The sequence below is a fragment of the Methylomicrobium sp. Wu6 genome (assembly GCF_035916875.1).
GTDB lineage: Bacteria > Pseudomonadota > Gammaproteobacteria > Methylococcales > Methylomonadaceae > Methylomicrobium.
Window position 1 is genome coordinate 1 of the sequence record NZ_JAXUHN010000021.1, and the last position, 13,494, is coordinate 13,494.

Sequence of the window (13,494 nt, forward strand, 5' to 3'; positions counted from 1 at the left end):
GAGGGTTGGGGTGAGGAGGATCAAAAATAAGGAAAAATACTTTATTTTGATCCCCTCATCCCAGCCTTCTCCCGAAGGGAGAAGGAGCGAAGCTTCTCTTAACTTAATGGCATTGGGGGGTGGGGAGCCGCTAGCCATCAGGGCGCTCGTTTAATGGCACAGCCTTTGCTTAATTATATTGCGAGCAGTATCCATGCTCATTTGATATCCTCATCCTCACCTTCTCTTGACTGGCGCAATCCGGGAGGGGAAGGTGTTTTTTCGATAGCCGATGTCTTGGATCGACAGGCTATCTCTGAAGCAAATGCCTCATATTCGATTTTGTTTATACTTTTTTGAAGTGATCGGAGGTTATATGCCCAATCTTGAAAGTTTATTTTGCCTGCGTCGGGCGCCGCGAAGCCGTTCCGATGAGGCTGATTTTAGCCGGGAGATCGCACTGGCGCTGTTCGTAAAATTTTGTCTCCTGGGCATTTTATGGTGGAGCTTTTTCGCGGGGCAAAAAGTTACGGTCGATGCCGGCGGCGTCGCGCGCGCATTGCTTGATGTGCCGGTGAAACATTTACAGGAGAAGCCTGATGGTCATTGACGAGGTGGTTGAACTGTCGCGGCTGCAATTCGCATTGACCGCGCTGTATCATTTCTTATTCGTGCCCCTGACCCTGGGGCTGTCGTTCTTGCTGGCGATCATGGAATCGGTCTATGTGATGACGGGCAAACCGATTTATAAGGACATGACCCGTTTTTGGGGCAAACTGTTCGGGATCAATTTCGCGATGGGCGTGACGACCGGCCTGACCTTGGAGTTTCAATTCGGCACCAACTGGGCCTATTACTCGCATTATGTCGGCGATATTTTCGGCGTGCCGCTGGCGATCGAAGGCATGATGGCGTTCTTTCTCGAATCGACTTTCGTCGGCCTTTTCTTTTTCGGCTGGGAGCGTTTGAGCAAGGAACTGCATTTGTTGGTAACCTGGCTGCTGGCGATCGGCACCAGTCTCTCGGCGTTGTGGATCTTGATCGCAAACGGCTGGATGCAGCATCCGGTCGGGGCCGAATTCAATTACGAGACGATGCGCATGGAATTGACCAGCTTCGCCGATCTGTTTTTCAATCCGATCGCCCAGGTCAAGTTCGTGCATACGGTCGCGGCCGGCTATGTGACCGGCTCGATGTTCGTGCTAGGCATTAGTGCCTGGTACATGCTGAAAGGCCGCGATGTCGCCTTCGCGAGGCGCTCTTTCCGGATTGCGTCCGGTTTCGGTCTGGCCTCGGTGCTGTCGGTGATCGTGCTCGGCGACGAGAGTGGCTATACGGTCGGCGAGGTGCAAAAGGTCAAGCTGGCCGCGATTGAGGCCGAATGGAATACCGAGCCGCCGCCAGCGTCGTTTACACTGTTCGGTTTCCCGGACGAAGAGGCGATGCGCACCGACTATGCGGTCAAGTTTCCATGGGTGATGGGCATGATCGCGACGCGCTCGGTCGATGAGCCGGTGCATGGGCTTAAAGACATTCTGAAGGGCAACAGGGAAAGGATCAAGAGCGGCATGATGGCTTATGAAAATCTGCAAATCATCCGCCGGGATAAAACCAATGCGCCAGCGAAAGTGCTGTTCGAAGCACATAAGGCCGATCTGGGTTATGGATTGTTGCTGAAACGCTATGCGCCGAATGTGGTCGATGCGACGCCGGAGCAGATTGAGTCCGCGACCCGCCATTCGGTGCCGAGAGTCGCGCCGATCTTTTGGAGTTTTCGCGGCATGGTGTTGTGCGGCGTGGCGATGTTGTTTATCTTTGCCGCGGCGTTTTATTTCAACGCCCGGCGCGCCGCTCACAGTAAGCGCTGGTTGCTGCGCTTGGCTTTTTACAGTATTCCTTTGCCATGGATCGCATCCGAACTGGGCTGGGTGGTGGCCGAATACGGCCGGCAGCCCTGGACGATCGCCGAGATACTGCCGACCCATTTGAGCAGTTCCAGCCTTAGCGTCGATCAGTTGTATTTGAGTCTGGCGGGTTTCGGGCTTTTTTACACGGTGCTGTTGGTAATCGAGCTGTTTTTGATGATCAAGTATGTAAGGCTGGGGCCGAGCAGTTTGCATGCCGGCCGCTATTACTTTGAACGCGAGGAGGGAGGGCGTCATGTTTGATTTCGAAACATTAAGGATACTCTGGTGGACCATTCTGGTCTTTCTGGTGTGCGGTTTCGCGGTGCTTGACGGCTTCGATTTCGGCATCGGCATCCTGCTTCCGTTTTTGGGCAAGAGCGACTACGAGCGCCGGGTCATGTTGAATACGGTTGGGCCGACGTGGGAAGGTAGTCAGACTTGGCTGGTCACCCTCGGCGGAATCAGTTTCGGCGCCTGGTCGATTGTGTATGCGTCGTTTTTCTCCGGTCTTTATGCCGGCGTGCTGGTGTTGTTGTTCGCGCTGTTCCTGCGTCCGGTCGGGTTCGATTACCGCAGCAAGATCGCCGACCCGCGTTGGCGCAACGCCTGGGACTGGTCCTTATTTGTCGGAGGATTGGTGCCGGCGGCCGTATTGAGTCTTGCGGTCGGCAATCTGATCATCGGTTTGCCGTTTCAACTGGATGGCGATCTTCGTTCATTTTATTCGGGTAGCTTTTGGGATTTGTTCCAGCCTTTTACACTGCTTTGCGCGGTAATCGGCGTCGCGCTGTTTACGCTGCACGGCGCGGTGTTTTTGCATTGGCGCACCGAAGGCGAACTGGCCGATCGCGCCCTGAGGGTCATTCGCTGGAGCAGTCCGGTATTTGCGATCGGTTTTGTGCTGGCCGGGATCTGGGTTGGTTTGGGTGTGGACGGCTACCGGATTGTTTCGGCTGTCGATCCTTCCGTAGCCGCGAATCCATTGGCTAAAACGGTGATCAGGGCGCCGGGTTTGTGGTTGGACAATTATCGGCTGTATCCGGGCTTGATAATCGCCCCGCTTCTGGCTTTGACCGGTGCGTGGCTGGTCGTCATATTGAGCTCCGGGCGCCATCATGGGGTTGCTTTCCTCGTTAGCGGCCTGACCGTGATCGGCGCGGTCGTGACTGCCGGCGGCTCGATGTTTCCGTTCATGATGCCGTCGAGCACGCATCCGCGCGACAGCTTGACGGTTTGGGACGCTAGCGCCAGTGAATATACGCTGCAATTATTGTTTGCCGTCACGGCGGTGCTGATGCCCATCGTGCTGGCTTATACGATCTGGGTTTATCGGGTGTTGCGCGGCAAAGTGACGGTTGAGCAGGTTCGCGGCAATGAGCATACTATGTATTAACGGAGGCGTACGATGTGGTATTTTGCGTGGATTTTAGGCGTGGGACTGGCGTGTGCGTTGGCGATCATCAACGCGATGTGGCTGGAGTTGGGTGATGATGCTGAGCAGGAGCAGTAGGATTTTTGGGTTTTCCAGTTTTTTTCGGTCTTTTATGGCCGTTAAAGCGTAAATAAACTTGAAAAATTATTGACTATTTAGTAAAATTCTCGGTCTTTTCTATTGATCCTTTAAAAGCAAGACCGAACTAACGATGAAAACATTTAGTGCAAAACCTGCAGAAGTTAAGCGCGATTGGTACGTAGTTGATGCGGAAGGGAAGACGCTTGGCCGTCTTGCTTCTGAGATTGCACGTCGTCTGCGCGGCAAACACAAGCCGGAATATACGCCGCACGTTGATACCGGCGATTACATCATTGTTGTCAATGTCGAAAAAATCGGCGTGACCGGCAATAAAGAAAAAGACAAATTGTATCAGCACCACACCGGCTATATCGGCAATCTGAAGACCGTTAGCTTGGGTAAACTGAGAAAAACATTTCCTGACCGCATCCTGACCACCGCCGTCAAAGGCATGTTGCCCAACAATCCGTTGGGCCGCGCGATGTTCAAGAAATTGAAAGTTTATGCAGGTCCGGAACACGATCATCAAGCGCAACAGCCCAAAGTATTAGAATTTTAAGCGAGTAATCCATGGCAGCAGCTCAATATTACGGAACAGGTCGTCGTAAAAGTGCGATTGCACGGGTTTACGCAACTAAAGGTACCGGCAAGATCACCATCAACCAAAAATCCATCGAAGACTATTTCGGCCGCAAGACCGATCAGATGGTTTCCCGTCAACCGCTGGAATGCGTCGAGATGGAAGGCCAATTCGATGTGAACGTAATCGTCAAAGGCGGCGGGCCATCCGGCCAAGCCGGCGCGATCCGCCACGGACTGACCCGCGCGTTGATGGAATATGACGAAACTCTGCGTCAAGCCTTGCGTAAGGCGGGCTATGTAACCCGTGACTCTCGTGTCGTCGAACGTAAGAAAGTCGGCTTGCACAAAGCAAGAAAGCGTCCTCAATACTCAAAACGTTAACCGTTTTGTATTGTGACGAGCGGTTCGACCGTTCAACGAAAAGGCTGCAATTCATACGGATGCAGCCTTTTTTATTGCTCTAAGATACTGAAAAACTAAATCATTCTCAAATGCTTGTCCGAATTATGCAGAATTGTCATAACTTCGTGCGGGTAAACGTTGTACAGTATTCAACGAAGTTCAGGACTACTCAATGAAAATTTCCATCGTCGTTCCAGTCCATAACGAAGCTGGCAATATTTTGCCGCTGATCGAAGAAATCGAAAAAGCCATGACTCAGGCGGAGGCTTATGAAATCATCTATGTCGATGACGGCAGCCGCGATCAAACCGAAGCAGAACTGAAAGCCGCGATGCAACGCTTCAATGCGTTGCGTGTGATCAGGCACCGGCAAAGCTGCGGCCAAAGCACTGCGGTGCTTACCGGAGTCAAGGCGGCGGTTCATCCCTGGATTGCGACGTTAGACGGCGACGGCCAAAACGATCCCGCTGACATCCCGCGCTTGTATCGGGCTTTGTTCGAAAAGAATCAGGTTACGGCCGATCTGTGGATGATCGCTGGATGGAGAAATAAGCGTTACGATTCGCAATGGCGCTTGTTCTCGTCCAAATTCGCGAATACGGTTAGGTCCTCTTTGCTCGGCGATCATACGCCGGATACCGGCTGCGGCTTGAAGGTATTCGCACGGGATAAATTTTTGGAGTTGCCTTATTTCGATCACATGCATCGGTTTTTGCCGGCCCTCGTTATCCGGGCCGGCGGCTCGGTTATTTCGGAACCGGTCAATCACCGGGCGCGCGGCGTGGGCGTTTCGAATTACGGGACGCTCGATCGCTTGTGGGCCGGAATCACCGATTTGCTGGGCGTGATCTGGCTGCAAAAACGCACAAAATTACCGGAGGTAAGCGAAATTGAACGTCGATAAAGAAACCATTTGGCTGGGGGTCGGCTTCCTGGGCCAGGCCCTGTTTTCCGCACGCTTTCTGGTGCAATGGATCAAGAGCGAAAAGGAGAAAAAAAGCGTGTTTCCGATCGCATTCTGGTATTTCAGCATTGGCGGCGGCGTGACGTTGCTGGCTTATGCGGTCTATCGGCAGGATCCGGTTTTCATCCTAGGCCAAGCAAGCGGCTTATTGATTTATTTCCGTAATCTGTATTTCGTGGTCTACGAACGCAGACAGCTCAAAGCCTGAGCTTCCACCCTAAATTCATAGCGCTTCATCACGCGCGGGTCGATATGTATCCATTGTTGTCCGCCAAAAGCTGGGTGTTTGTGATCTGGCTGATTTCGATCGGTTTCGCCCTCTATACCAGACCGTTGTTGCCGGTCGATGAAACCCGATACGCGGCGGTGGCTTGGGAGATGTGGCAGCGAGGCGATTTTCTGGTGCCGCATCTTAACGGCGAACTTTACAGCCATAAACCGCCGCTTTTGTTCTGGCTGATGCAACTGACCTGGCTGGTCTTCGGGGTCAATGACTGGTCGCTGCGGCTCGTTTCGCCGTTATTTGCGCTCGGCACCGTCTATTTGTCCGCCGCCATGGCCCGGATGTTGTGGCCGGAACGTAAAGCCATCGCCGACATGGCTCCGGTCATGCTGGTGGGTTCCGGTTTCTGGATCGCCTTTAGTACGCTGACCATGTTCGATATGATGCTGGCGTTTTTTGCCGTGCTGGCGATTTGTAGCTTGTTGAAACTGGCGCATGAAGGGTTGACGCCGCCGCGCTGGCTGTTGCTGGGCGCGGCCATCGGCGGCGGTGTGATGGCGAAAGGTCCGGTAATTCTTTTGCATGTGTTGCCGGTGGCCTTATCGGCGCCTTGGTGGCGCATCGATTCCAAACCCGGTTCATACTGGCGGCATTGGTATGCCGGGCTGGTTTTCAGTATCTTGCTGGGTGCCGCGATCGCGCTATGCTGGGCGATTCCTGCCGGAATTGCAGGCGGCGAAGTCTACCGAAATGCGATTTTCTTGGGACAAACGCAAGGTCGTTTGATCGAGTCGTTTGCACACAAATTGCCGTGGTGGTGGTATGCGCAATATATGCCGGTCCTGCTGTTGCCGTGGCTGTTGCTCAAACCGTTGTGGCATGGTCTGAAGGCTTTGAATCTACAGGATACCGGTCTGCGTTTTTGCGCGGCTTGGGGGACGCCGTTGTTCATTGCGTTTTCGCTGATCAGCGGTAAACGTATGCACTATCTGCTGCCGATGTTCCCGTTGTTTGTTTTAGTTCTAGCCTGGGCGGCGGAACACGCCAGCGAGCGACAATCCGATTGGCGTGTCGCCAATCGATGGATCATCGCGTTATCGGCATTGATTGGCGTTGTGATGGCAATGGCGCCGTGGGTCAACGAATTGACGTATCGCAACGCCGAATTGGCGATATTGTCTCCGCTATGGGGCATTTTCTTATTGATCTCTGTTGCCTTTTTATCGAAACATAAAGTCCAAAACGCCCAGGAATCGGTCTTTACAGTCAGCATTGCGACGGTTATTACGTTACTTGTCATCTCTTCGGCGTTTTTTTCGGTCAGAGGCGATCGATTCGACACGCGGCAGACTGGCGCAAAGATTGCCGAGGTTTTCGCCCAAAACAGGGAGGTAGCTTATCTAACCGGCGTCTATCACGGCGAATTTCAGTTCAATGGGCGTTTGACGAAACCTATCAAGGTGCTCACTTCTTTAAGGAGTCTCGAGAAATGGAAGGCTCAGCACCCGGATGCTTATGTGCTTATACGTTATAGCAAAACCTCCGATTTGCCGGATCACTTTCCGTATTATCATCATCGTTACAGAGGGTCTCGGTTGGCGTTGCTGCCGGTCGATGCGCTCCTGAGCAATCCCGGGTTGAAAGAGATATTGAAGTATTGATAGGGCGATCCCTGAAATTACGTTTCTCCTCGGCGCTTATCCTGCGGCGGTCTTATCAAGAAAATCGGGTTTGATAAGAACGCCGCTCGGCTCCAACACACAGAATACGGTAATTGCAATCGAAGCGCTTACCCTAACCAATCGACGACAGCATAACGACGCAGAAAAACCGCAACTAATGAAATCAAGGCGGCAAAAAAAGCCCGCTCTTCTCCTGCCGAAGAACGGGCTTTTTTTCGGTTGCTTACGCCTTACTTCTTATTAAGGAAGGCCTTTCTCGATCGCGGCGATGGCGTCTATTTCCAGATCGTAACGATATTCGTGAAATCGTCGGTCCAAGGCTTCAAGCCGAAGGTGATCGGCAGTTTTTGCCATTTGCCGAGGGTGCTGCCGCGTAAGGGGTCGAGCGTCTCCGGTTTTTTCGCCATCACCACCCAGTCGGTGGCCGCCACCAGCGGGATTTCCTGCTGCGGGACAAACTCCTGGAGCAGCGCGTCATAGTGCAGTTGCTTGGCGTGATCGGCCAGCACCTTTTTCAACGCCAGATGCCGGTTGGTGATGTGCAAGGCGAGGATGCCGTTCGGCTTCAACTTCTTGAAATACAACTGAATCGCTTCCTGCGTCAACAAATGCGTCGGGATCGAATCGGAGCTGAATGCATCGATGATGTATAGATCGAATTTTTGATCAGGTTCTTTTTCGAGCGACAGGCGCGCATCGCCGACCCGCATCTTCACCTTCGGATTGCAGCCGCTGATATAGGTGAAATATTTCGGATTGCTCGCGACCTCGACGACCAATGGGTCGAGCTCGTAAAAGGTCCAGTTTTGCGTCGGCTTCGCGTAACAGTTCAAGGTGCCGGCGCCGAGACCGACGACGCCGATCTCCCAGTTTTGATCGACATTGTCGAAAATACTGAACACCTGTCCGATCGGCCCCGGCCGGCTGAAATAGGTCAGCGGAGTCAGCGCATGCTCGGCAGTCAGGCGCTGCGCGCCGTGCTTGGTCGTGCCATGGTAAAACTCGTGATATTTTTCGGGTTCGTTCTGCTCGTTGGTCAAGACGCTTTCACGGACCGATAGCACACCGAAAAAGGTGCGCTCCTGGTACAGCGTATTCGACAGCAGGCCGTGCAATCCCATCGTGAAGAAAATCAGAATGCCGGTCGACAAGGCCAGCGTCAGCGGCCGGTCTCTGAACGCATAGAGTAAACCGGCCAAAACCAATAGGGCGACGCCGATCGTGTCGAGAAATTCCGGCAGATCGCTGATGCCCAAATACACCGCGATGCCGGACGCCAGCAGCAAAACCGGGAACAGCGCCTGCTTCAGCCATTCGATCTTATCGGCGCCGATAGACAATTTCAGGCCCGGACGCAACAGCAGGGCGGCAACGATCATGATCGGATATTCATACACGCCATTGAAAACGAACGGCGCGACGAAGGTGTTGAACATGCCGCCGAGCATGCCGGCAAATGACATGATCAAATAATAGGTAGTCAAATGCCGGGTATGCGGCCTGGCTTTGGCCAGTTCGCCGTGGCAGACCATCACAGCAAGGAAGAATGCGGTCAGATGCAGCGCCAGATTGACCCAGTACGGAATGATCGCCGGATTGATGAACGAATAGGCGATGAACGGCAGCAAGATCATCGGCTGCAGCTTGATCATCCAAGGATGGATCAAATCATGCCATTTCGAAAACACGAGGATAAAGGTCAACAGATACAGCGTCAACGGAATGATCCACAGCAGCGGCACCGAAGCAATGTCGGTGCTGATGAAGTTGGTCAAACCGAGCAACAGGCTGGAAGGCACGAAAGCCAGGGCGAGCCAATGCAGCTTGGTCAGAGGGCTCAGGTCATCCTCTGCGCCGGTGTCCTCTGCGGCGGAAGGATTTTGCTGGTGCGATTTCCACAGCATGAAAGCGCAACCGGCAATCAACAGGCACAAAAGCACATACCCGATACTCCAGCCGGTTCTTTGCTGGTCCAGCCCGATGTTCGGTTCCAACAGAAACGGATAGCTGAGCAGCGCGATCAGACTGCCGGCATTGCTGGCCGCATACAAATAATAGGGATCATGGCTGGTATGATGGCCGACATTCGCGAACCATTTCTGTATCAATGGGGCGGTGGTCGAGACCAAGAAAAAAGGTAGGCCGATCGCGATCAACAGGGTCCATAACAGCCAGAAAGTCGGATTGCTTTCGGTCGGCGGCGCGGCGTTTTCCGGCATCGCGACCGGCAGCGCCAGAAAACTGACCAGCATCACCGCGCCGTGGATCAGCACTTGTTTATGGGTGTTTTGCCGCGTCGAAATCAGGTGCGCATACAAATAGCCGAGAAAAAGAATCGTTTGGTAAAACACCATGCAGGTATTCCAAACCGATGGCGATCCGCCCAGCAAGGGCAGCAGGATTTTTCCGAACATCGGTTGCAGCACGAACATCAATGATGCGCTGGCAAACAAGGTTGCGGCAAACAAAAAGATCAGAGATAAACGGCGGTCGTTCGAGTTTTCTGAAGACAGGCTCATAGTGGTTGAAAGCAGTTCGCTATTATTATTTTTTGAGGCGCTAATGATAAAGCATTTGGCCCGTATTGAGACATTTTAAAACCGGACGCGCGCAAAAAAGGCGAATCAGTGATGTTTTTCGTGCCGTTTCCATTCGGCAATCAATTTTTTGCATTCGGCGCGCCATTGGCAGTCTGGAACCAGTTTGCACTGTTCCTCGGCTCCGGTCCTGAAACAAGGCAGCAACTGGCAGGCGCACTGGATCGCCTGAATCAGATCGGTTTTTGTGTGAATGCTTTCCGGATGCTCGATGCCGATCGACTGTGCCAACCTTTGCAGGCCGATCATCGTGGCCCCTCCGTCCTCCTCCAGGATCATCAGATATTCCTCGACCTGCCATTGGGCGTAATCGAGTTCGGCTTCCAGCCAGTCGTCCCATTCATGGTTCGACGCAAAGCCGCGTCGTTCGGCTTTGAAATACGCGGCGACCGCAATCCATTCGTGGCGCTTTTGGCTTTCCTGGGTCCAGCGTTCGCCGCAGGCGGGCTCGGGATGTTTAGCAGTGGGCGATGTTTCGTTGTTTTGATCGATCAGGGAAGGTGTCTTGTTCAATGCAACCTCTCTTACACGGATATGGACGACTGAACAGAGCCGCCATGGAGATTTTCTTGAGGCATAGCGAACGGAAAATAAAGGGCTGATGCCGTCGGACTGACTATTGGCATCATTGGAATAAGATTAGTGCAATATTGGTATGCTGTAACTTTTGAAACCATTGGCGCATGCAGGCGAAAATACAGGAAGATTTTGTCTCGGCAACCCTTCTTTTTTGCGCCCCCATCGATCCTATTAATGCGCCTCGTCCCAATTGGCGCCGACGCCGACATCGACGAGCAGCGGAACCTTTAGATCGGCGGCGGAATTCATGATCGTTCGGATCCGGGCCGTGCAATGATCGAGGCGGTCTTCGACGACTTCGAACACCAGCTCGTCATGCACCTGCATGATCATTTTGGCGTTCTCGCGTTCCTCGATCAGCCAGCGGTCGGCCGCGATCATCGCGCGCTTGATGATGTCCGCCGCGGTACCCTGCATCGGCGCATTGATCGCGGTACGCTCGGCATATTGGCGCTGGGCGGCGTTGCGCGAATTGATGTCGGGCAGATAAAGCCGCCGGCCGAACAGCGTTTCGACATAGCCCTGCTCGCGGGCCAAGGCCCTGATCGAGTCCATGTAGTCCTTCACGCCGGGATAGCGCGCGAAATAAAGGTCGATATACGACTGGGCCTGGCCGCGCGTCAGGCCGAGCTGCTGCGCCAGACCGAACGACGACATGCCGTAGATCAGCCCGAAATTGATCGCCTTCGCCGAACGGCGCAGATCGTGCGTGACCTGCTCCGGCGCGACGCCGAACACTTCCGCCGCGGTAGCGGTATGCACGTCCAGGCCTTCGCCGAACGCCTTCAACAAGCCCGCATCGCCGGACAGATGCGCCATGATGCGCAGTTCGATCTGCGAATAGTCGGCCGCGACGATCTTGTAACCGCGCGGCGCGATGAATGCTTGACGGATTTTGCGGCCTTCCTCTGTGCGTATCGGAATGTTTTGCAGATTCGGGTCCGATGATGACAGCCGGCCGGTGGCGGCGACCGCCTGATGATACGAGGTATGAATGCGGCCGGTATTCGGATCGACCTGCTCGGGCAATTTGTCGGTATAGGTGGATTTGAGCTTGCTGAGGCTGCGGTGTTCAAGAATCAGCCGGGGCAGGGGGTAGTCGGAGGCAAGTTCCTGCAACACTGATTCGTCGGTCGAAGGCTGACCTTTCGGCGTTTTTTTCAGCACCGGCAGTTGCAGACGGTCGTACAAGATTTCCTGAATCTGCTTCGGCGAGCCGAGATTGAAGCTGTGCCCGGCGAGATCGTGCGCATGCTGTTCGAGGCTGACGATTTGATTGGCCAGTTCCATACTCTGCTGGGCGAGCATGTCGGTGTCGATCGCGACGCCGTTGTGCTCGATGCGGGCCAATACGCTGAGCAGCGGCACCTCGATCTCCTGATAGAGCCGGTACAGCGCGTCGTGCTCCATGAGCAGCGGCCGGAGCTTCTGATGCAGGCGCAAAGTGATGTCTGCGTCCTCGGCAGCATACGGCGAGGCCTGTTCGATCGCAATTTCCTCGAAGGAGAGCTGCTTCGCACCCTTGCCGGCGATGTCCTCGTAATGGATCGTGTCGACGCCGAGATATTTCTTCGCCAGGTCGTCCATGTTGTGCTTGGTCGCGGTGCTGTTATAGACGTAAGACTCCAACATCGTGTCGTGCGCGACGCCCTTCAGATCGATGCCTTCATTCGCGAGCACATGCAGGTCGTATTTGAGGTTCTGGCCGAGTTTGGCTTTTGCGGGATTTTCGAGCAGGGGACTCAGGCGTTTTAGGACCCGAGTTTTATCGAGCTGCTCGGGCACGCCGGGATAATCATGCGCGAGCGGCACATAGGCCGCATGGCCGGGCTCGACCGCGAACGAGACGCCGACGATGCGCGCCTTGCTGTAGTCGAGACTGGTCGTTTCGGTGTCGAACGCGAACAGTTCCGCGTTTTCGAGCCTAGCGAGCCAGCGCTCGAAATCTTCTTCGCTCAGCACCGTTTCATAGTCGGCTTTGCCGGACGGCACTTCCGACTCGGATACATCCTGCGCGGCCGTTTCGCTGTTAAGCGTTTTCAGCCAGGAGGTAAAACCGAATTCGGACAGCAGCGCCTTCAATTCGGCCGGATCGGCCGGTTTGCGGTCGAGAGCGTCGATGTCGTAAGGCAGATCGAGGTCCCACTTGATCGTGGTCAATTGTTTCGACAGCGGCAGTTGTTCGAGACTCGCGCGCAGGTTTTCGCCGATTTTGCCGCTGATCTTGTCCGCGTTCGCGATCAGATTGTCCAGCGTATCGTATTGTTCGAGCCATTTTGCGGCCGTTTTCGGACCGACCTTCGGCACGCCCGGAATGTTGTCGACCGCATCGCCGATCAGCGCCAGATAATCGATGATCTGATCCGGCCTGACGCCGAATTTGTCGATCACGCCCTGGATGTCCATCCGGTTGTTGTTCATCGTGTTTTCGAGGATGATATGCTCGTTGACCAGTTGCGCCATGTCCTTGTCGCCGGTTGAAATGATCACCTCGAAGCCAAGCTTTTCGGCTTTCTTCGCCAGGCAACCCAGCACGTCGTCCGCCTCGATGCCCGATTCGACGATCAGCGGCAGCCCCATCGCCCGCACCAACCGGTGCAAGGGTTCGATCTGGCAGCGCAAATCGTCCGGCATCGGCGGCCGGTGCGCCTTGTATTGGTCGTAAAGGTCATGCCGGAAAGTCTTGCCGGGCGCATCGAAGATCACCGCGAAATGGTCATTCGGATAATCGCCGAGCATTTTCTTGAGCATGTTCGACACGCCATAGACCGCGTTGGTTGCCAGTCCCTGCGGGCTGGTCAACGGCGGCAGCGCATGATAGGCGCGGAACAGGAAGGATGATCCGTCGACGAGAATCAGGCGTTTAGAAGTCATAAATAAAGCGAGCGAATGGGTAAAGGCGCAAGGCTAAAGGAAAACAGGGAAAGGCGCAAGGTCGGGAGCGAGGCAATGCCATTAAGTTAAGAGAAGCTTCGCTCCTTCTCCCTTCGGGAGAAGGCTGGGATGAGGGGATCAAAATAAAGTATTTTTCCTTATTTTTGATCCTCCTCACCCCAACCCTCTCCA

13 protein-coding genes are annotated in these 13,494 nt (G+C 54.2%); 9 read left to right on the forward strand and 4 right to left on the reverse strand.

What is annotated here, in order from left to right; translation table 11 throughout:
* Positions 1 to 271: 271 nt before the first annotated feature.
* The 9 genes from cydP to U2W12_RS00785 all read left to right on the forward strand — a co-directional run bounded on the left by cydP (position 272) and on the right by U2W12_RS00785 (position 7,231).
* Positions 272 to 589, forward strand: coding sequence for a cytochrome oxidase putative small subunit CydP (gene cydP / locus U2W12_RS00745; RefSeq protein WP_326498763.1), 318 nt, complete (start codon positions 272 to 274; stop codon positions 587 to 589).
* Positions 579 to 2,147: a cytochrome ubiquinol oxidase subunit I gene (locus tag U2W12_RS00750; protein ID WP_326498764.1), complete on the forward strand. Its 1,569-nt coding sequence runs from the start codon at positions 579 to 581 to the stop codon at positions 2,145 to 2,147. Before cydP ends, U2W12_RS00750 begins: the two co-directional genes overlap by 11 nt.
* Entirely contained in the window at positions 2,140 to 3,279 is a 1,140-nt protein-coding gene (cydB, locus tag U2W12_RS00755; protein WP_326498765.1) for a cytochrome d ubiquinol oxidase subunit II, read from the forward strand. Before U2W12_RS00750 ends, cydB begins: the two co-directional genes overlap by 8 nt.
* A gap of 12 nt (positions 3,280 to 3,291) precedes the next feature.
* Positions 3,292 to 3,396 carry a cytochrome bd-I oxidase subunit CydX gene (gene cydX, locus U2W12_RS00760; protein WP_326498766.1) on the forward strand — a complete coding sequence of 35 codons (105 nt, stop codon included), beginning with the start codon at positions 3,292 to 3,294 and terminating at the stop codon, positions 3,394 to 3,396.
* Positions 3,397 to 3,529: 133 nt separating this feature from the next.
* Positions 3,530 to 3,958, forward strand: coding sequence for a 50S ribosomal protein L13 (gene rplM, locus U2W12_RS00765; RefSeq protein WP_326498767.1), 429 nt, complete (start codon positions 3,530 to 3,532; stop codon positions 3,956 to 3,958).
* An 11-nt stretch (positions 3,959 to 3,969) separates the two neighbouring features.
* Complete coding sequence (rpsI, locus tag U2W12_RS00770) at positions 3,970 to 4,362, forward strand: 30S ribosomal protein S9 (RefSeq protein WP_024299379.1); 393 nt, start codon at positions 3,970 to 3,972, stop codon at positions 4,360 to 4,362.
* Between the two features lie 193 nt (positions 4,363 to 4,555).
* Positions 4,556 to 5,287: a glycosyltransferase family 2 protein gene (locus tag U2W12_RS00775; protein ID WP_326498768.1), complete on the forward strand. Its 732-nt coding sequence runs from the start codon at positions 4,556 to 4,558 to the stop codon at positions 5,285 to 5,287.
* Positions 5,274 to 5,555: a lipid-A-disaccharide synthase N-terminal domain-containing protein gene (locus tag U2W12_RS00780; protein WP_326498769.1), complete on the forward strand. Its 282-nt coding sequence runs from the start codon at positions 5,274 to 5,276 to the stop codon at positions 5,553 to 5,555. The genes U2W12_RS00775 and U2W12_RS00780 overlap by 14 nt, the downstream gene beginning before the upstream one ends.
* Before the next feature lie 44 nt (positions 5,556 to 5,599).
* Positions 5,600 to 7,231 carry a glycosyltransferase family 39 protein gene (locus U2W12_RS00785; protein WP_326498770.1) on the forward strand — a complete coding sequence of 544 codons (1,632 nt, stop codon included), beginning with the start codon at positions 5,600 to 5,602 and terminating at the stop codon, positions 7,229 to 7,231.
* Positions 7,232 to 7,527: 296 nt separating this feature from the next.
* Here the strand turns inward: U2W12_RS00785 and U2W12_RS00790 are convergent, their stop codons facing one another.
* From U2W12_RS00790 to U2W12_RS00805, 4 genes are all read right to left on the reverse strand, one after another.
* A complete protein-coding gene (locus U2W12_RS00790; RefSeq protein ID WP_326498771.1) occupies positions 7,528 to 9,771 on the reverse strand; it encodes a fused MFS/spermidine synthase in 2,244 nt (747 codons plus the stop codon).
* Between the two features lie 105 nt (positions 9,772 to 9,876).
* A complete protein-coding gene (locus U2W12_RS00795) occupies positions 9,877 to 10,362 on the reverse strand; it encodes a DUF2934 domain-containing protein (RefSeq protein WP_326498772.1) in 486 nt (161 codons plus the stop codon).
* A 237-nt stretch (positions 10,363 to 10,599) separates the two neighbouring features.
* Positions 10,600 to 13,302, reverse strand: a complete 2,703-nt coding sequence (gene polA / locus U2W12_RS00800; RefSeq protein ID WP_326498773.1) for a DNA polymerase I — start codon at positions 13,300 to 13,302, stop codon at positions 10,600 to 10,602.
* The coding region (locus U2W12_RS00805; protein ID WP_326498774.1) for a hypothetical protein at positions 13,292 to 13,494 on the reverse strand (203 nt) is incomplete at its 5' end. The genes polA and U2W12_RS00805, both read right to left, overlap by 11 nt.